This window comes from Citrobacter sp. wls708 (assembly GCF_005281255.1).
In the GTDB taxonomy this organism is placed as follows: Bacteria; Pseudomonadota; Gammaproteobacteria; order Enterobacterales; family Enterobacteriaceae; genus Citrobacter; species Citrobacter werkmanii.
In genome coordinates, this window is record NZ_SZXE01000037.1 from 1 (window position 1) to 17,512 (window position 17,512).

General features: G+C 53.8%; 17 protein-coding genes and 2 tRNA genes. 13 read left to right on the forward strand and 6 right to left on the reverse strand.

Going from position 1 to position 17,512, the window contains the following annotated elements:
• Positions 1-75 precede the first annotated feature (75 nt).
• Both FDW97_RS20175 and FDW97_RS20180 read left to right on the forward strand, forming a co-directional pair.
• Positions 76-152 (forward strand) — tRNA-Asp (locus FDW97_RS20175).
• A 52-nt stretch (positions 153-204) separates the two neighbouring features.
• Positions 205-280 (forward strand) — tRNA-Trp (locus tag FDW97_RS20180).
• 99 nt (positions 281-379) lie between these two features.
• On the opposite strand, the gene hdfR is transcribed toward FDW97_RS20180, so the two are convergent.
• Positions 380-1,225 carry an HTH-type transcriptional regulator HdfR gene (gene hdfR, locus FDW97_RS20185; protein ID WP_087856748.1) on the reverse strand — a complete coding sequence of 282 codons (846 nt, stop codon included), beginning with the start codon at positions 1,223-1,225 and terminating at the stop codon, positions 380-382.
• Positions 1,226-1,331: 106 nt separating this feature from the next.
• Between hdfR and maoP the strand changes: the two genes are divergently transcribed.
• On the forward strand, positions 1,332-1,670 hold the full coding sequence (maoP, locus tag FDW97_RS20190; RefSeq protein ID WP_003018025.1) for a macrodomain Ori organization protein MaoP: 339 nt from the start codon (positions 1,332-1,334) through the stop codon (positions 1,668-1,670).
• Between the two features lie 24 nt (positions 1,671-1,694).
• Here maoP and FDW97_RS20195 read toward each other — a convergent pair whose 3' ends face one another.
• Positions 1,695-3,215 (reverse strand): YifB family Mg chelatase-like AAA ATPase, encoded by a 1,521-nt coding sequence (locus tag FDW97_RS20195; RefSeq protein WP_038634615.1) that lies wholly within the window; start codon positions 3,213-3,215, stop codon positions 1,695-1,697.
• A gap of 352 nt (positions 3,216-3,567) precedes the next feature.
• On the opposite strand from FDW97_RS20195, the gene ilvL reads away from it, so the two are divergent.
• The 6 genes from ilvL to ilvA all read left to right on the forward strand — a co-directional run bounded on the left by ilvL (position 3,568) and on the right by ilvA (position 10,202).
• Positions 3,568-3,666: an ilv operon leader peptide gene (ilvL, locus tag FDW97_RS20200; protein WP_001311244.1), complete on the forward strand. Its 99-nt coding sequence runs from the start codon at positions 3,568-3,570 to the stop codon at positions 3,664-3,666.
• A gap of 139 nt (positions 3,667-3,805) precedes the next feature.
• Positions 3,806-5,452 carry an acetolactate synthase 2 catalytic subunit gene (gene ilvG, locus FDW97_RS20205; protein WP_137351547.1) on the forward strand — a complete coding sequence of 549 codons (1,647 nt, stop codon included), beginning with the start codon at positions 3,806-3,808 and terminating at the stop codon, positions 5,450-5,452.
• Positions 5,449-5,712 carry an acetolactate synthase 2 small subunit gene (ilvM, locus tag FDW97_RS20210; RefSeq protein WP_038634609.1) on the forward strand — a complete coding sequence of 88 codons (264 nt, stop codon included), beginning with the start codon at positions 5,449-5,451 and terminating at the stop codon, positions 5,710-5,712. The genes ilvG and ilvM overlap by 4 nt, the downstream gene beginning before the upstream one ends.
• Positions 5,713-5,729: 17 nt before the next feature.
• Positions 5,730-6,659 carry a branched-chain amino acid transaminase gene (locus FDW97_RS20215; RefSeq protein WP_003829030.1) on the forward strand — a complete coding sequence of 310 codons (930 nt, stop codon included), beginning with the start codon at positions 5,730-5,732 and terminating at the stop codon, positions 6,657-6,659.
• A 142-nt stretch (positions 6,660-6,801) separates the two neighbouring features.
• Entirely contained in the window at positions 6,802-8,652 is a 1,851-nt protein-coding gene (ilvD, locus tag FDW97_RS20220; RefSeq protein WP_038634606.1) for a dihydroxy-acid dehydratase, read from the forward strand.
• A 5-nt stretch (positions 8,653-8,657) separates the two neighbouring features.
• Positions 8,658-10,202 carry a threonine ammonia-lyase, biosynthetic gene (ilvA, locus tag FDW97_RS20225; protein ID WP_038642902.1) on the forward strand — a complete coding sequence of 515 codons (1,545 nt, stop codon included), beginning with the start codon at positions 8,658-8,660 and terminating at the stop codon, positions 10,200-10,202.
• A 62-nt stretch (positions 10,203-10,264) separates the two neighbouring features.
• On the opposite strand, the gene fabV is transcribed toward ilvA, so the two are convergent.
• Both fabV and ilvY read right to left on the reverse strand, forming a co-directional pair.
• Positions 10,265-11,458: an enoyl-ACP reductase FabV gene (gene fabV, locus FDW97_RS20230; RefSeq protein ID WP_137351548.1), complete on the reverse strand. Its 1,194-nt coding sequence runs from the start codon at positions 11,456-11,458 to the stop codon at positions 10,265-10,267.
• Between the two features lie 175 nt (positions 11,459-11,633).
• The gene (gene ilvY, locus FDW97_RS20235; RefSeq protein ID WP_038634600.1) at positions 11,634-12,536 is read right to left on the reverse strand and encodes an HTH-type transcriptional activator IlvY; all 903 of its coding nucleotides are present in this window, start codon (positions 12,534-12,536) and stop codon (positions 11,634-11,636) included.
• A gap of 277 nt (positions 12,537-12,813) precedes the next feature.
• Here ilvY and ilvC point away from each other — a divergent pair, with 277 nt between their 5' ends.
• Positions 12,814-14,289: a ketol-acid reductoisomerase gene (ilvC, locus tag FDW97_RS20240; protein ID WP_069325102.1), complete on the forward strand. Its 1,476-nt coding sequence runs from the start codon at positions 12,814-12,816 to the stop codon at positions 14,287-14,289.
• Positions 14,290-14,420: 131 nt separating this feature from the next.
• On the opposite strand, the gene ppiC (FDW97_RS20245) is transcribed toward ilvC, so the two are convergent.
• Positions 14,421-14,702, reverse strand: coding sequence for a peptidylprolyl isomerase PpiC (gene ppiC, locus FDW97_RS20245; RefSeq protein ID WP_003017999.1), 282 nt, complete (start codon positions 14,700-14,702; stop codon positions 14,421-14,423).
• A gap of 49 nt (positions 14,703-14,751) precedes the next feature.
• Entirely contained in the window at positions 14,752-15,033 is a 282-nt protein-coding gene (gene ppiC / locus FDW97_RS20250) for a peptidylprolyl isomerase PpiC (protein ID WP_038634595.1), read from the reverse strand.
• A gap of 194 nt (positions 15,034-15,227) precedes the next feature.
• Between ppiC (FDW97_RS20250) and FDW97_RS20255 the strand changes: the two genes are divergently transcribed.
• From FDW97_RS20255 to pnuC, 3 genes are read left to right on the forward strand one after another with little or no spacing between them, the layout of a single operon-like run.
• The gene (locus FDW97_RS20255) at positions 15,228-15,932 is read left to right on the forward strand and encodes a Crp/Fnr family transcriptional regulator (protein WP_085049762.1); all 705 of its coding nucleotides are present in this window, start codon (positions 15,228-15,230) and stop codon (positions 15,930-15,932) included.
• A 25-nt stretch (positions 15,933-15,957) separates the two neighbouring features.
• Complete coding sequence (locus FDW97_RS20260) at positions 15,958-16,707, forward strand: nucleoside phosphorylase (RefSeq protein ID WP_161959073.1); 750 nt, start codon at positions 15,958-15,960, stop codon at positions 16,705-16,707.
• Positions 16,707-17,435, forward strand: coding sequence for a nicotinamide riboside transporter PnuC (gene pnuC / locus FDW97_RS20265; RefSeq protein ID WP_087856747.1), 729 nt, complete (start codon positions 16,707-16,709; stop codon positions 17,433-17,435). The genes FDW97_RS20260 and pnuC overlap by 1 nt, the downstream gene beginning before the upstream one ends.
• The last annotated feature ends 77 nt before the right edge of the window (positions 17,436-17,512 follow it).

The following is a 17,512-nucleotide window of genomic DNA, read 5'->3' on the forward strand; positions in this document are numbered from 1 at the left end:
GAGAGTAGGGAACTGCCAGGCATCAAATTGCAGTAAACCGGGATGAAAATCCGGGTGGTGACAAAGAAATTCGGTGGAGCGGTAGTTCAGTTGGTTAGAATACCTGCCTGTCACGCAGGGGGTCGCGGGTTCGAGTCCCGTCCGTTCCGCCACTTATTAGAAAATTAAGCCTGCTACTAAGCAGGCTTAATGATAAAAAAATTTAGGGGCGTAGCTCAGTTGGTAGAGCACCGGTCTCCAAAACCGGGTGTCGCGAGTTCGAGTCTCTCCGCCCCTGCCAGAAACAATCCTTAGCATCCTTGCTAAGGATTTTTTTTATCTGCAATTTGAGCTGTGCCTTTCTGCTGTATTACTTCCGGCATCCTTGCCAGTGCTTTCTTTAATCTTCCAGAATACTTGTTCTTAGCAGATCGCAAATAAGGGCATGTTTGTCGCTGTTTTGCAGCCAGACTGCATATAAAGGACGTGACAGCGTTGTGCTGTCGGTAACCGTGTGTAGATCGCTTTTGGCTTTAGCCCAGTTAACGGGCAACCAACTAAAGCCCTTAAGGACAGAAAGTTGCTGCCTGGCCAGTTCTGCCGAACTGGTGGTAAGTACCGGCACTTCATCCCCCGCGATCAGTCCTGCTTCGTGTTGTTGAAAATCGGGTCCCCATTCCAGGCGTAGGTAATTCAGTTCATCTTTGGTTTGTGAAGGTGAACTGCAATAGAGCGCCAGCGTGAAATATCCCAACAGTTGGCTGCTAAATTCGTCCATTTTGGGCGTTTCGGTGGTGATCAGCAGATCAAGCTGTCGTTCATGTAGCTGCTTTACTAACGACTGCCGTTGAGCGATTCTCGCTTCAAACTGCAGGCTGGTTTGTGGTTCCTGTGACTGATACAAACGCCTTAACCAGTCATTAAGCATACATTCCCAAAGGGATGCGCTGGCACCAATTGAAAACTCGTTATGCCGCGAGGTATTCGCGACCTCCTTGCGCGCTGCTTGCCATGTATTCATCAGCGTTTCAGCGTAAGGCAATAATTTCTCACCCGCCGCGGTTAAACGGATATTGTTTCTGTGTCGGGTGAACAGATTTACACCCAATTGATTTTCCAGTTGTCTGATCCGAAAACTAACCGCCGATTGGGTCAAATAGAGCGCTTCAGCAGCCCTGCCAAAGTGGCGTGTCCGGCTAACCTCCAGGAAAGTTTTTAACAATTCCGTATCCACAACTCGCTCCATAAAATTATTTGTCGTGATGATTTAAATCTTTTGTTTGACGCTCTGTCAAGCGTAACTAATACTCCGCGCCATAAATAGCTCGGCCAAAGAATTAGGAGCGTGCAGGATGGCGGAAAGCTTTACGACGACTAATCGATATTTCGACAATAAATATTATCCCCGCGGATTCTCCCGTCATGGTGATTTCACCATTAAAGAAGCACAACTGCTTGAGCGTCACGGTTATGCTTTCAACGAGCTGGATCTGGGCAAACGTGAGCCGGTAACGGAAGAAGAAAAACTGTTTGTTGCGGTATGCCGTGGTGAACGTGAACCGGTTACCGAAGCCGAACGCGTATGGTCTAAGTATATGACGCGTATTAAGCGTCCAAAACGTTTCCATACGTTGTCTGGTGGGAAACCTCAGGTGGAAGGTGCAGAAGACTACACCGAATCTGATGATTAATAAAAAAGGGCGAAAGCCCTTTTTTTATGTCAGTAGTTTCTGCAAATGAATGAGTAACCTGTCTATCGCCCTATACCCAACGGCCTCCTGCAAGTGCTGACGGGTAATATGATCACATTGCTCGAGATCCGCGATGGTTCGGGCGACCTTTATCAATCGCAGCCAGGCGCGGATAGACAATCCGAGATGCGCTAATGTCTCTTCAAGCCACTGCGCATCATCACTGCGAAGTCGGCAATATTCATGTATATCCTGACTGTCCAGATGCGCGTTTAACTTATTTTGCCGCCGATACTGACGCTCTTGTGCGGCGATAACGCGTTGCTTCACCGTTGCGCTATCTTCCCCTTTCATCGCACTCTGGCTGAGTATGCCGGGCGGAGGCAAAGGGATTTCGAGGGAGAGATCGAAACGGTCAAGAAACGGTCCTGATAATCGATTGAGGTAACGCAGCGTCTGCTCTGGAGTGCAGCGGTTATGGTTCCCCTGATAATGACCCGTTGGGCTTGGATTCATTGCAGCAATGAGTTGAAAGCGTGCAGGGTAGGTTATTTTAGCCCGAGTGCGGGATAAATGGATCTGCCCGGACTCGATAGGTTCACGCAGGGCATCCAACGTGCGTCGCTCAAACTCAGGTAATTCATCCAGAAATAGTATGCCGTTATGCGCCAGAGAGATCTCTCCCGGCGCAGGAATAGACCCGCCACCTACCATGGCGGTTAATGAAGCACTGTGATGCGGTGAGCGAAAGGGGCGCTGCTTCCACTGTTTTTGTATCGTAGTGGAATTGACCAGGCTGAGTATCGCAGCACTTTCTAGTGCCTCATCGTTGCTAAGCGGCGGGAGTAGTCCTCTGAGGCGACTGGCCAGCATGGTCTTTCCCGTCCCCGGAGGGCCGATAAGCAGCAGGTTGTGACCGCCAGCCGCAGTGAGCTCCAACCCGCGTTTACCTTGTTCCTGACCGATGACATCGCTCAGATCATCGGCTAATGGCTCTGGCGTGAAGTCTGCAGATAACGGTCTGTCTAAATCATGCTTCCCTTCGAGAAATGCGCATACGGACTGTAGGTGATCGGCAATCAGACACCCTTCACCATGTATCAGTCCAACTTCAGCGGCATTCTCTTTTGCGACAATAATTCTCCTGCCTGCGCGTATTGCTTCGGTTGCGCTTGAAATCGCTCCTGGAACGCCGCGTAGCGTGCCTGTAAGCGCTAATTCGCCTACCAGCTCGTAGGTATCGAGATTATGGGCTGTAAGCTGCTCAGAAGCGGCCAGAAGCGCAACTGCGATAGGTAAATCATATCGCCCTCCTTCTTTGGGAAGATCGGCAGGAGCGAGGTTAATGGTTATCTTCTTCGCCGGGAATTCATACCCACTATTAATAATCGCACTGCGAACCCGATCGCGGGCCTCTTTCACCGTTGTTTCTGGCAATCCCACCATGGTTAAACCAGGTAGACCATTGCTGATATGTACCTCAATGGTAATGGCTGGCGCATTCACGCCAAGCGCGGCGCGTGTATGAACAATCGATAGTGACATAACCCCTCCTGATGAAGGCATTATGCGGTAATGCATCACAGCAAAATTTAACTTTATCGCGGATTTTAGGTGCTGATTCACGTATTTTTCTGCAAATTAAATCTTTTGCATGAAACCAGGGATAACGCTCGCAAACGTATTTATGAGGTGTTGTCGCGGGGGAGTGTGTGCTCAAGCATGACCTGAAACGTGAAATATTTTCATTTTTTAATTTTTTATATAAAAAACAAGGCGATTTATCAAAACCGTTACCGGGCTCAGAAAAACGAATAAAAAAAATTCTTGTGTTATTTGCAAATTCTATGGTAACTCTTTAGGTATTCCTTCGAACAAGATGCAAGAAAATATAAAAATGACAGCCCTTCTACGAGTGATTAGCCTGGTCGTGATTAGCGTGGTGGTGATTATTATCCCACCGTGCGGGGCTGCACTTGGACGAGGAAAGGCTTAGAAAACAAGCCTTAACGAACTAAGACCCCCGCACCGAAAGGTCCGGGGGTTTTTTTTGACCTTAAAAACATACATGAGGAGCAGAAAGTGAACGGTAGCATAAAATTCTGTTTCTCAAGATTTACGGCGGGGATGTAACTATGAATGGGGCACAGTGGGTGGTACATGCGTTGCGTGCACAAGGGGTTCAAACCGTCTTTGGTTATCCCGGTGGCGCAATTATGCCGGTTTATGATGCGTTATATGACGGCGGCGTAGAACACCTGTTGTGTCGACATGAGCAGGGCGCGGCGATGGCGGCGATTGGTTATGCTCGTGCTACGGGTAAAACCGGTGTTTGTATCGCTACGTCCGGCCCAGGCGCGACCAACCTGATCACCGGTCTTGCCGATGCGCTGTTAGATTCTGTCCCCGTTGTGGCGATCACCGGCCAGGTTGCATCACCTTTCATCGGAACGGATGCGTTCCAGGAAGTGGACGTTCTCGGTATGTCTCTGTCTTGCACCAAGCACAGTTTCCTGGTGCAGTCACTGGAGGAACTGCCGCGCATCATGGCAGAAGCTTTCGACGTGGCGAACTCTGGTCGTCCGGGCCCCGTTCTGGTCGATATCCCAAAAGATATCCAGTTAGCCAGCGGTACGCTGGAACCGTATTTCACGACCGTCGGAAACGTAGAGACTTTCCCGCATGCTGACGTTGAGCAGGCGCGTAAAATGCTGGCTCAGGCGCAAAAACCCATCCTGTACGTAGGTGGTGGCGTGGGTATGGCGCAGGCGGTCTCTGCCCTGCGTGAGTTTATCGCGCTTACCCAAATACCGGTCGCTTGCACGCTGAAAGGCCTGGGCGCAGTAAACGCGGACTACCCGTACTATTTGGGCATGCTGGGAATGCACGGTACTAAGGCGGCGAATTTCGCGGTGCAAGAGAGTGATTTACTGATCGCAGTGGGCGCACGTTTTGATGACCGGGTAACCGGTAAGCTGAATACTTTCGCGCCTAACGCCAGCGTCATCCATATGGATATCGACCCGGCAGAAATGAATAAGCTGCGTCAGGCACACGTCGCGTTGCAGGGCGATTTAAATTCGCTGTTGCCAGCATTACAACAACCGCTGAAGATCGACGCATGGCGTCAGTCCTGTGCAGAGCTGCGCGCAGAACATGCCTGGCGCTATGATCATCCGGGTGACGCTATCTACGCGCCGCTGTTGTTAAAACAGCTGTCTGAACGCAAACCAGCAGATAGCGTGGTGACGACGGATGTTGGTCAGCATCAAATGTGGTCCGCGCAGCATATGACCTACACCCGCCCGGAAAATTTCATCACCTCCAGCGGTTTGGGTACGATGGGCTTTGGCCTGCCAGCTGCTGTTGGCGCGCAGGTGGCTCGTCCGAACGATACGGTAATCTGTATCTCCGGTGACGGTTCTTTCATGATGAATGTACAAGAACTGGGCACCGTAAAACGCAGGCAGTTGCCGCTGAAGATAGTCTTACTCGACAACCAGCGCTTGGGCATGGTGCGACAATGGCAGCAGCTGTTTTTCCAGGAACGTTATAGCGAAACCACCCTTACCGATAACCCCGATTTCCTCATATTGGCCAGCGCCTTCGGCATACCTGGTCAGCACATCACCCGTAAAGACCAGGTTGAAGCGGCACTCGACACCATGCTGAACAGCGAGGGGCCATACCTGCTTCATGTCTCAATCGACGAACTTGAGAATGTCTGGCCTCTGGTGCCGCCTGGCGCCAGTAACTCAGAAATGCTGGAGAAATTATCATGATGCAACATCAGGTCGCCGTTGAGGCTCGTTTCAACCCGGAAACGTTAGAACGTGTTTTACGCGTGGTACGCCATCGTGGTTTTCAGGTGTGCTCCATGAATATGGCAGCCGCCAGCGATGCGCAGAATATAAATATCGAATTGACCGTTGCCAGCCCCCGGTCGGTCGACTTACTGTTTAGTCAGTTAAGTAAGCTGGTAGACGTTGCACATGTTGCTATCTGCCAGAGCACAACCACATCACAACAAATCCGCGCCTGAGCGCAAAAGGAAGAAAAATGACGACGAAAAAAGCTGATTACATTTGGTCTAATGGCGAGATGATTCGTTGGGAAGACGCGAAGGTTCACGTGATGTCCCACGCTCTGCACTACGGTACTTCTGTATTTGAAGGCATCCGTTGCTACGATTCTCACAAAGGGCCGGTGGTGTTCCGTCATCGTGAACATATGCAGCGTCTGCGTGATTCAGCCAAGATCTACCGTTTTCCGGTCTCTCAGAGCGTTGATGAACTGATGGAAGCCTGCCGCGAAGTGATCCGCAAAAACAACCTGACCAGCGCCTATATTCGTCCGCTGGTATTTGTTGGCGATGTCGGGATGGGCGTTAACCCGCCAGCGGGTTACACCACTGATGTGATCATCGCCGCGTTCCCGTGGGGGGCATACCTCGGCGCAGAAGCGCTGGAACAGGGGATCGATGCGATGGTTTCTTCCTGGAACCGCGTTGCGCCGAACACCATCCCTACCGCTGCTAAAGCGGGCGGTAACTATCTGTCTTCGCTGCTGGTGGGTAGCGAAGCGCGTCGTCATGGTTATCAGGAAGGTATTGCGCTGGACGTGAATGGCTACATTTCCGAAGGCGCGGGCGAGAACCTGTTTGAAGTTAAAGACGGCATTCTGTTTACCCCGCCATTTACCTCTTCCGCGCTGCCGGGTATCACCCGTGATGCCATCATTAAACTGGCGAAAGATCTTGATATCGAAGTGCGTGAGCAGGTGCTGTCCCGTGAATCGCTGTACCTGGCCGACGAAGTGTTTATGTCCGGTACCGCGGCGGAAATCACGCCAGTACGCAGCGTAGATGGTATTCAGGTAGGCGAAGGCCGCTGCGGCCCGGTCACCAAACGCATCCAGCAGGCCTTCTTTGGCCTCTTCACCGGTGAAACGGAAGACAAATACGGCTGGTTGGATTCAGTAAACCAATAACAATATTAATATTTCCCCAAAATAATTCACGTTGCAGGAAGTCCCAGGAGCTTATTGTAGTAAGTGACTGGGGTGAGCGAGGCAGCCAACGCACCTGCGGCGTGAAGTATGCAGGGGAAAGACAGACGGGAGTTAATCAAGCATGCCTAAGTATCGTTCTGCCACCACCACCCACGGCCGCAATATGGCGGGTGCCCGCGCACTGTGGCGCGCCACCGGGATGACCGACGCCGACTTCGGCAAGCCGATTATCGCTGTGGTGAACTCCTTTACCCAGTTCGTGCCGGGTCACGTACACCTGCGCGATCTCGGTAAGCTGGTTGCCGAACAAATCGAAGCCTCAGGCGGTGTGGCGAAAGAGTTCAACACCATCGCGGTGGATGACGGTATCGCTATGGGCCACGGGGGCATGCTTTATTCACTGCCGTCCCGCGAGCTGATCGCCGACTCCGTTGAGTACATGGTTAACGCCCACTGTGCCGACGCGATGGTCTGCATCTCCAACTGCGACAAAATCACCCCCGGTATGTTAATGGCCTCGCTGCGTCTTAATATTCCAGTGATCTTCGTCTCTGGCGGTCCGATGGAAGCCGGGAAAACCAAGCTTTCCGACAAAATCATCAAGCTCGACCTGGTTGACGCGATGATTCAGGGCGCAGACCCGAAAGTCTCCGACTCGCAGAGCGAGCAGGTTGAACGTTCCGCCTGTCCGACCTGCGGCTCCTGCTCCGGGATGTTCACCGCCAACTCGATGAACTGTCTGACCGAAGCGCTGGGCCTGTCACAACCGGGCAACGGCTCGCTATTGGCCACTCACGCCGACCGTAAAGAGCTGTTCCTCACCGCAGGTCAACGCATCGTTGAGCTGACCAAACGTTATTACGAGCAGGATGATGCATCGGCGTTGCCGCGCAACATTGCCAGCAAAGCAGCGTTTGAGAATGCCATGACGCTGGATATCGCCATGGGTGGTTCCACTAACACCGTTCTGCATCTGCTGGCGGCAGCACAGGAAGCGGAAATTGACTTCACCATGAGTGATATCGACAAGCTGTCTCGTAAAGTGCCGCAACTGTGTAAAGTGGCGCCAAGCACGCAAAAATACCATATGGAAGACGTTCACCGTGCCGGCGGCGTCTTGGGCATTTTAGGTGAGCTGGATCGTGCTGGGCTGCTGAACCGCAACGTGAAAAACGTCCTTGGTCTCTCTCTGCCGCAGACGCTGGAGCAGTACGACATCGCCGTGACCCAGGATGAGGCGGTCAAAAAAATGTTCCGCGCTGGTCCGGCGGGCATCCGCACCACCCAGGCGTTCTCGCAGGATTGCCGTTGGGATACGCTGGATGACGATCGCGCCGAAGGCTGTATCCGCTCGCTGGAGCACGCTTACAGCAAGGATGGCGGTCTGGCGGTGCTGTACGGCAACTTCGCGGAAAATGGCTGTATCGTAAAAACCGCAGGTGTTGACGACAGTATTCTCAAATTTACCGGCCCGGCGAAAGTCTACGAAAGTCAGGACGAGGCGGTTGAGGCTATCCTCGGCGGTAAAGTGGTCGAAGGCGACGTGGTGGTGATTCGCTACGAAGGGCCGAAAGGCGGGCCGGGCATGCAGGAAATGCTCTACCCAACCACGTTCCTGAAATCAATGGGTCTCGGCAAAGCCTGTGCGCTGATCACCGATGGCCGCTTCTCCGGCGGCACCTCCGGCCTGTCTATCGGCCACGTTTCCCCGGAAGCGGCCAGCGGCGGCAACATCGCGATCATCGAAGACGGCGATATGATTGCTATCGATATCCCGAATCGCGGTATTCAACTGCAACTGAGCGATGCGGAAATCGCCGCCCGTCGTGAAGCGCAGGAAGCCCGCGGCGATCAGGCGTGGACGCCGAAGAATCGTGAGCGTCAGGTCTCCTTTGCCCTTCGCGCCTATGCCAGCCTGGCCACCAGTGCCGATAAAGGCGCGGTGCGCGATAAATCGAAGCTGGGGGGTTAATGACCATGGCGGATTCACAACCCTTGTCCGGTGCCCCTGAGGGCGCCGAGTATCTCAGAGCGGTGCTGCGTGCGCCGGTATACGAAGCGGCGCAGGTAACGCCGCTACAAAAAATGGAAAAGCTCTCTTCGCGCCTCGATAACGTGATTCTGGTCAAGCGCGAAGACAGACAGCCGGTGCACAGCTTCAAGCTGCGCGGGGCCTACGCGATGATGGCAGGCCTGACTGAAGAGCAAAAAGCGCATGGCGTCATTACCGCATCGGCAGGTAATCACGCCCAGGGTGTGGCTTTCTCCTCTGCGCGATTAGGCGTGAAGGCGCTGATTGTGATGCCGGTGGCGACCGCGGATATCAAAGTCGACGCCGTTCGCGGCTTCGGCGGTGAAGTTCTGCTGCACGGCGCGAATTTTGATGAAGCCAAAGCCAAAGCGATTGAGCTTTCCCGGCAGCAGGGCTTTACCTGGGTGCCGCCGTTTGATCACCCGATGGTGATTGCCGGGCAGGGCACGCTGGCGCTGGAGTTACTTCAGCAGGATGCTCACCTTGACCGCGTCTTTGTGCCAGTTGGCGGCGGTGGTCTGGCGGCGGGCGTGGCGGTGCTGATTAAACAGCTGATGCCGCAGATCAAAGTGATCGCCGTCGAAGCCGAAGATTCAGCCTGCCTGAAAGCGGCGCTGGATGCCGGTCATCCGGTGGATCTGCCACGCGTCGGTCTCTTTGCTGAAGGTGTGGCGGTCAAACGCATCGGCGATGAAACCTTCCGTCTGTGCCAGGAGTATCTCGACGACATTATCACAGTCGATAGCGACGCTATCTGCGCGGCGATGAAAGACCTGTTTGAAGATGTACGCGCGGTGGCGGAACCTTCCGGGGCGCTGGCGCTGGCGGGTATGAAGAAATACATCGCCCAGCACAATATTCGCGGCGAACGTCTGGCGCATGTGCTGTCCGGCGCTAACGTGAACTTCCATGGTCTGCGCTACGTTTCCGAACGCTGCGAGCTGGGCGAACAGCGCGAGGCGCTGCTGGCGGTGACGATTCCGGAAGAGAAGGGCAGCTTCCTGAAGTTCTGCCAACTGCTGGGCGGGCGTTCGGTGACCGAGTTCAACTATCGCTTTGCTGACGCCAAAGATGCCTGCATCTTCGTGGGCGTGCGGCTGAGCCGTGGCGTTGAGGAGCGCAAGGAAATCCTTAGCCTACTCAAAGACGGCGGTTACAGCGTGGTGGATCTGTCAGACGATGAAATGGCCAAGTTGCATGTGCGCTATATGGTCGGCGGCCGTCCTTCTAAGCCGTTGCAAGAGCGCCTTTATAGCTTTGAGTTCCCGGAATCGCCGGGCGCGCTGCTGAAGTTCCTCTACACCCTGGGAACGCACTGGAATATCTCGCTATTCCACTACCGTAGCCACGGTACCGACTATGGCCGTGTACTGGCGGCGTTTGAACTGGGCGAGAATGAACCGGACTTTGAAACCCGGCTCAATGAACTGGGCTATGAGTGCCACGACGAGACGAATAACCCGGCGTTCCGCTTCTTCCTGGCGGGCTAACGGCGGCCATAAAAAAAGGGTTCATGGAGACATGAACCCTTTTTTACATCTGAATCAGAGAATTACAGCGTGATCACTTCGAATTCGACTTCGGTGTTCACGTCCGTATCGTAATCCACACCGTCGAGGGCAAAACCGAACAGGTTCAGGAATTCCTGCTTGTAACCTGCATAGTCAGTTTCCTGCGTCAGGTTTTCGGTGGTGATCAGCGGCCACAGGTCGCGGCAGGCTTGCTGAATATCGTCACGCAGTTCCCAGTCATCCATACGGATGCGTTGGTTGTCATCCAGCGCCACTTTATCGCCGTACAGGCTGGTGGTCATCAGACGGTTGATCTGCTCGATGCAACCTTCGTGAATGCCTTGCTCTTTCATCAGCTTGAAGACCATGGAGATGTACAGCGGCATCACCGGAATAGCAGAAGATGCCTGCGTGATAACCGATTTCAGGACGGCAACGTTAGCGGAACCGTTGAGCGGTGCCAGCTGCTTACGCAGTTCACCCGCCGCGCGGTCGAGGTCTTCTTTCGCTTTGCCCAGCGCGCCGTGCCAGTAGATTGGCCAGGTCAGGTCGGTACCGATGTAGGAATAAGCCACGGTTTTCACGCCGTCAGCCAGCACGCCTGCTTCGCTCAGCGCACCCATCCACAGTTCCCAGTCTTCGCCGCCCATGACGGTAACGGTGTTCTGAACTTCTTCTTCGGTTGCCGGCTCAATGCTGGCGGTGATGATCTGATCTTTGTTGGTATCAATCGCTTTAGAGGTGTAAACCTCGCCGATCGGCTTCAGCGCAGAACGAACGATTTCGCCTGTTTTCGGCATTTTACGCACCGGGGACGCCAGTGAGTAAACCACCAGGTCGATCTGGCCCAGATCTTCTTTGATCAGTTTGATAACTTCATCGCGGCACTCGTCAGAGAACGCGTCGCCGTTGATGCTTTTGGAATACAGACCTTCACGCTTAGCGGCTTCATCGAAGGCGGCAGAGTTATACCAGCCCGCGGAACCTGGTTTGGTTTCCGTGCCCGGTTTTTCAAAAAATACGCCGATAGTGGCGGCACCGCTGCCAAAGGCGGCGGAAATTCTGGATGCCAGGCCGTAACCGGTGGAAGCACCGATCACCAGCACGCGGGAAGGACCGTTCTCAATTTTCCCGTTTTGCTTAACGTACTCGATCTGTTTTTCCACATTGACTTTGCAGCCAGTCGGATGGGTCGTTGTACAGATGAATCCACGAATTTTTGGTTTGATTATCATAATGATGGCTAATTAAGTTTGTATTTTCGCTGTCAAGTGCGCAATGACACCGTCTGTTCTGGCTTGCTTAACGACATGGTTAACAAGCCCCCCACATCTATTATGGCACGGGACATTATACAGAAAAGGAGTGCCAATACTGAATCTACCACTGATTTTAGGCCAGACGCTGGCGCTACTCGGCGATTTTACGCTCCAGCACAATCTTCCAGAAGGCATCGATCAGCGGCTCATGCAGCCGCTTTTTCGGCGCGCAGACGCCCAGTTCAAACGGCGTTTTTTCGTCGCTGCGCTCTAAAATCATCACGCGATTGCGCACCGGTTCCGGGCTGTTTTCCAGTACAACTTCCGGCAGCAGCGCCACGCCGCAGCCTAGCGCTACCATCGAGACCATCGCCTCATGGCCGCCGACGGTGGCGTAAATCTGCGGGTTACTGATTTTGTGGCGACGGAACCACAGCTCAATGCGACGGCGCACCGGCCCCTGGTCGGCCATGATAAACGGCACGGTTGACCAGTCGGGCTTATCGACGGAAACCTGATTGCGCACCGGGCAGGGCAGCGCCGGGGCGATCAGCACCACCGCCAGATTCTCCAGCATGGAAAACGCCACCGCGCCGGGCAGCGTTTCCGGCTTACCGGCAATCGCCAGATCGGCCTCGCCGGTGACCACTTTGTCCATGGCGTCGGCGGCGTCGCCGGTGGTGAGCTTAATTTCGACGGAGGGATGCTCGGCGCGAAAACGATCGAGAATCGGCGGCAGATGGCTATAAGCCGCCGTCACCGAACAGAAAATGTGCAGTTCACCAGAAAGTGATGGCCCCTGCTGATCGAGGGTGTGGCGCAGTTGCTGATACTGCAACAACGTTTGCTGGGCAAATACCCGCAGTTCTTCCCCTGCTTCGGTCAGCGTGACCGTGCGGTTATCACGCACAAACAGCGCCTGACCGAGGTCCTCTTCCAGCCGCTGAATTTGCCGGGAGAGCGTGGAGGGGCTGACGTGCATCGCCCGCGCGCTGCGGCCAAAGTGGCGGCTTTCCGCCAGATGCAGGAAGGTTTTCAGATCGCGTAAATCCACCGATTTCACCTCACGGCTTTACATTGCAGAAATTGCAACATGACGTTGTGAATATATCAATTTCCGCAATAAATTTCCTGTTGTAATGTGGGTACATTCTCGCTGAAACGCGACCCGAACAATATACTCGTCGTCTTTCAAGTTGCAGATGCGTTGGCTGCGTCAGCTCACCCCAGTCACTTACTTGAGTAAGCTCCTGGGGATTCGCTGCCTTGCCGCCTTCCTACAACTCGAAATCCATAGAGTAACGACACACAACATCACGGAGTACACCATCATGGCTAACTACTTTAATACACTGAATCTGCGCCAGCAGCTGGCGCAGCTGGGTAAATGCCGCTTTATGGGCCGCGACGAATTCGCCGACGGCGCGAGCTACCTTCAGGGTAAAAAAGTGGTCATCGTCGGCTGTGGCGCTCAGGGTCTCAACCAGGGCCTGAACATGCGTGACTCCGGTCTGGATATTTCTTATGCCCTGCGTAAAGAAGCCATTGCTGAGAAGCGTGCTTCCTGGCGTAAAGCGACCGAAAACGGTTTTAAAGTGGGTACTTATGAAGAGCTGATCCCGCAGGCTGACCTGGTGGTTAACCTGACGCCGGACAAACAGCACTCTGACGTGGTGCGTTCCGTACAGCCGCTGATGAAAGACGGCGCGGCGCTGGGCTACTCTCACGGCTTCAACATCGTCGAAGTGGGCGAGCAGATCCGTAAAGACATCACCGTAGTGATGGTGGCGCCGAAGTGTCCGGGTACCGAAGTGCGCGAAGAGTACAAACGTGGTTTCGGTGTTCCGACGCTGATCGCCGTTCACCCGGAAAACGATCCGAAAGGCGAAGGTATGGCGATTGCTAAAGCCTGGGCTGCGGCCACCGGCGGTCACCGTGCGGGCGTACTGGAATCTTCCTTCGTGGCGGAAGTGAAATCTGACCTGATGGGCGAGCAGACCATCCTGTGCGGCATGCTGCAGGCCGGTTCTCTGCTGTGCTTCGACAAGCTGGTGGCAGAAGGCACCGACCCGGCTTACGCCGAAAAACTGATTCAGTTCGGCTGGGAAACCATCACCGAAGCGCTGAAGCAGGGTGGTATCACCCTGATGATGGACCGTCTGTCTAACCCGGCGAAACTGCGTGCTTACGCGCTGTCTGAACAGCTGAAAGAGATCATGGCGCCGCTGTTTCAGAAACACATGGACGACATCATCTCCGGCGAATTCTCTTCCGGCATGATGGCTGACTGGGCCAACGACGATAAGAAACTGCTGACCTGGCGTGAAGAGACCGGCAAAACCGCGTTCGAAACCGCGCCGCAGTATGAAGGTAAAATCGGCGAGCAGGAGTACTTCGATAAAGGCGTGCTGATGATTGCGATGGTGAAAGCGGGCGTTGAGCTGGCGTTCGAAACCATGGTCGATTCCGGCATCATCGAAGAATCTGCTTACTACGAATCACTGCACGAACTGCCGCTGATTGCCAACACCATCGCCCGTAAGCGCCTGTATGAAATGAACGTCGTTATCTCCGATACCGCAGAATACGGTAACTACCTGTTCTCTTACGCTTGCGTACCGCTGCTGAAAGAGTTCATGACCACGCTGCAGACTGGCGATCTGGGCAAAGCGATTGCCGAAGGCGCGGTAGACAACGCGCAGCTGCGCGACGTGAACGACGCAATTCGCGGTCATGCTATCGAGAAAGTAGGCCAGAAACTGCGTGGCTACATGACTGATATGAAGCGCATTGCAGTAGCTGGATAAGAGGCTTCTGGAATCGCCGGATGGCGGCGTGAACGCCTTATCCGGCCTACAATAAAGTGACCATTATGTAGGCTGGATAAGCGTATCGCCATCCGATAAAAAAGCCCGGTGTTTAAACACCGGGCTTTTTATTAGTTGCGGTACAGCACTTTAATGATGTGGTAACCGAACTGGGTGTGCAGCGGGCCGGTTGGCTCCAGCACCGGGCAGGAGAAGACCACTTTGTCGAACGCCGGCACCATCTGGCCCTGACGGAATTCACCTAAATCGCCGCCGCGTTTGCCCGATGGGCAGATGGAATGCTTCTTCGCCAGTTTGCCGAAGTCGGCGCCGTTTTTAATCTGCTCCAGAAGATCCAGTGCCAGTTTCTCTTCTTTTACAAGGATATGCACTGCTGCTGCTGTTTTTGCCATGATCGTGCCTTCAAAAGGGAATATATAAGGCTGGCGATTTTAGCATGGCTTATCGGCGATACAGCACCTTGATGATGTGATAGCCGAATTTGGTTTTGACCGGCCCGTAAGGTTTAAGCAGTGGGCAGCTAAACACGGCGGCATCAAATGGCCCGACCATCATCCCCTGTTTGAACTCACCCAAATCGCCGCCGTTGCGCCCGGATGGGCAGCGAGAGTAGCGTTTTGCCAGGTGATCGAAGCTAATACCGCGATCCAGCTTGCTCAGGATTTCCAGAGCAAGTTTTTCTTCTTTTACCAGGATGTGCAGGGCTGCCGCGCTCTTAGCCATTATTTTGTTCTCATGTCTCAAAGATATCTCGTTACTTTATCATCCGCCTTCGCCGTGAACATATACTCTTCGCCATCACGGGACAGATGTCTCGCCTGATGTATGGAAGCGAGAGATGAGCGACATTTTTATCTGTCCTGTTCCTTCTTGTCACGGACAGCCGTCCTGTCCCTACCGCTGTGGAGCGAGATAACATGGATACAATGAAAAAACCTGAATTTTCAGTCGGCTGGCTTTCCGGGCTTAGTGATATTGTTCGCGATCCACAGCTTTATGAATTACTGAAATATTGCCCTCTGGAAATCATGCAGCAATGGCGCTTTGAAGAGATCCCGCGTGGAGACTTTATTTGCCGGCAGGGGGAAATATGTCAGCGCTTTTCGCTGATTATTGCTGGCGAAGTGGATGTGTTCTATGAGGCTGAAGATGGACGTCGTTATCGTCAGGCCCGCTACCGGAAAGGCGACATGCTGGGTGAGCTCGAGATCTTTGAGTCACGTCATTACATCTGTTCGGTGGTGGCGGTAGGGCATGTGCAGCTCCTGAGTTTGTCGCAGGAATATTTTTGCCGCTGGCTGGCCTTAGATAACCATTTTAACCAGCGGATGCTGCGCTTCTTTAGTCAGCAATATTATCAGCTGTCAAAAAAGGCCAGCAGCGACAATCTTTACTCGCTGCATCAGCGAGTATGTCAGGCGTTATGGCTGCGTTATCAACAAGATGGCACCAACGCAATCTTGCTGGATAAGCTAAACCTCAGCGAGGAGCTGGCGGCGACGACCCGTAGTATTAATCGTATTTTACATGATCTGAAAGCGTTACAGATTATTGATACCGATGGTGAAAGCATTGTGTTGTTAGTCCCTGAAAAGTTAAAGCAGGAGGCTGATATCGGATAACCGCAAGAGTGAAGGAGGCGCGAGAATGTCGCTGCAACCCCATATCCAGTTAAGCAAGGAGATGACCGGCGCACGCTATGCGCTGCTGCCGGGCGATCCGTTGCGGGTGGACCGCATCGTCAATTTTCTTGATAACCCAGAACTGCTTGGTCAAAACCGGGAGTTTCGCGCCGCGCGAGGTTGGTATCAGGGCGTCGAGATTTTGGTGCTCTCTACCGGGATCGGCGGGCCGTCTACGGCGATTGCCATTGAAGAACTGCGCCAGATCGGCCTAACAACCCTGATTCGTATCGGTAGCTGTGGGGCGTTGCAGGATAATCTTGCGCTCGGTGACGTGATTATCGCCCATGCCGCAGTAACGGATGACGGGACCAGCCGTACCTATGCGCCAGCAGGCTATCCGGCCTGCGCCGACCCGCAGTTAACCTGGGAACTGATGGCGCAGGCTCGCCAGATGAATATCCCCGCCGTGTGCGGCCTGGTGCGTAGCCACGACAGTTTTTATACCGATCGGGAAGCAGAACTGGATGCGCAGTGGTCGGCGCTCGGCGTTCTGGGCGCGGATATGGAGAGCGCCGCTCTGATGACTATCGGCGCGCTGCGAGGGTTACGTACGGCGTCATTACTCAACGTGGTGGTTGCCCACAACGGTTGTCTGGATAGCAGCATCAATGATTATGTCCAACAGGACGCGTTGTGCCAGCAGGGTGAAGAACGGCAAATTGCCCTGGCGCTCCGCGCCATTTATTCCGTCAGCCAGTCAGGAGGTCAGTGATGGACTTTTTTAGCATTAACAATGTGATGGTCAACATTCCTCTCGGCGAAGGCGGGTATGCGCTATCGTGGATTGAAGCCATTGGTACCGTATTTGGTCTGTTATGTATCTGGTGTGCCAGCCGGGAAAAAATCATCAATTACCTGTTTGGCTTGATTAACGTCACACTGTTTGCCGCAATTTTCTTCCAGATTCAGCTCTATGCCAGCCTGCTGCTGCAGGTGTTTTTCTTCGCCGCTAACATTTACGGCTGGTATGCGTGGAGCCGGCAAAACGAGGCGCAGGAAGCTGCGCTCAAAGTACGTTGGCTTTCCCGCCAGCAAACCCTGGTACTGGGCGGCGTATGCGCGGTGGCGATAGTTCTGATGACGCTGTTTATCGACCCGGTGTTTTCGGCGCTCACCCGCATCATGATTGCCCTGCTGCAAACATTTGGTATGCAGGTCGCTATGCCTGACCTCCAGCCCGATGCCTTCCCGTTCTGGGATTCCACCATGCTGGTATTGTCGATTGCGGCCATGGTACTGATGACGCGTAAATATGTTGAAAACTGGCTGCTATGGGTACTTATCGATGTTATTAGCGTGGTTATATACGCGGTGCAGGGCGTTTACGCCATGTCGCTTGAGTATGTCATCCTGACTGCGATTGCTGTCATGGGAGCGTACGGCTGGATCAAAAGTGCGCAGCGAAATGGCTATACACCGCTTGCCGCGACGGTTTCCTGATTGACCCGATTTTCTGGCTACCCGCAGAGGTAGCCAGTTACTCTTTCTCCCCCTCTTTCTGCTACAATCCACCTCCC

What these genes read in the sequence shown, in the direction of transcription:
- hdfR (WP_087856748.1), bottom strand. Translation starts at nt 1,225, where the DNA reads ATGGAGCGAGTTGTGGATACGGAATTGTTAAAAACTTTCCTGGAGGTT.
- maoP (WP_003018025.1), top strand. Translation starts at nt 1,332, where the DNA reads ATGGCGGAAAGCTTTACGACGACTAATCGATATTTCGACAATAAATAT.
- FDW97_RS20195 (WP_038634615.1), bottom strand. Translation starts at nt 3,215, where the DNA reads ATGTCACTATCGATTGTTCATACACGCGCCGCGCTTGGCGTGAATGCG.
- ilvL (WP_001311244.1), top strand. Translation starts at nt 3,568, where the DNA reads ATGACAGCCCTTCTACGAGTGATTAGCCTGGTCGTGATTAGCGTGGTG.
- ilvG (WP_137351547.1), top strand. Translation starts at nt 3,806, where the DNA reads ATGAATGGGGCACAGTGGGTGGTACATGCGTTGCGTGCACAAGGGGTT.
- ilvM (WP_038634609.1), top strand. Translation starts at nt 5,449, where the DNA reads ATGATGCAACATCAGGTCGCCGTTGAGGCTCGTTTCAACCCGGAAACG.
- FDW97_RS20215 (WP_003829030.1), top strand. Translation starts at nt 5,730, where the DNA reads ATGACGACGAAAAAAGCTGATTACATTTGGTCTAATGGCGAGATGATT.
- ilvD (WP_038634606.1), top strand. Translation starts at nt 6,802, where the DNA reads ATGCCTAAGTATCGTTCTGCCACCACCACCCACGGCCGCAATATGGCG.
- ilvA (WP_038642902.1), top strand. Translation starts at nt 8,658, where the DNA reads ATGGCGGATTCACAACCCTTGTCCGGTGCCCCTGAGGGCGCCGAGTAT.
- fabV (WP_137351548.1), bottom strand. Translation starts at nt 11,458, where the DNA reads ATGATAATCAAACCAAAAATTCGTGGATTCATCTGTACAACGACCCAT.
- ilvC (WP_069325102.1), top strand. Translation starts at nt 12,814, where the DNA reads ATGGCTAACTACTTTAATACACTGAATCTGCGCCAGCAGCTGGCGCAG.
- ppiC (WP_003017999.1), bottom strand. Translation starts at nt 14,702, where the DNA reads ATGGCAAAAACAGCAGCAGCAGTGCATATCCTTGTAAAAGAAGAGAAA.
- ppiC (WP_038634595.1), bottom strand. Translation starts at nt 15,033, where the DNA reads ATGGCTAAGAGCGCGGCAGCCCTGCACATCCTGGTAAAAGAAGAAAAA.
- FDW97_RS20255 (WP_085049762.1), top strand. Translation starts at nt 15,228, where the DNA reads ATGGATACAATGAAAAAACCTGAATTTTCAGTCGGCTGGCTTTCCGGG.
- FDW97_RS20260 (WP_161959073.1), top strand. Translation starts at nt 15,958, where the DNA reads ATGTCGCTGCAACCCCATATCCAGTTAAGCAAGGAGATGACCGGCGCA.
- pnuC (WP_087856747.1), top strand. Translation starts at nt 16,707, where the DNA reads ATGGACTTTTTTAGCATTAACAATGTGATGGTCAACATTCCTCTCGGC.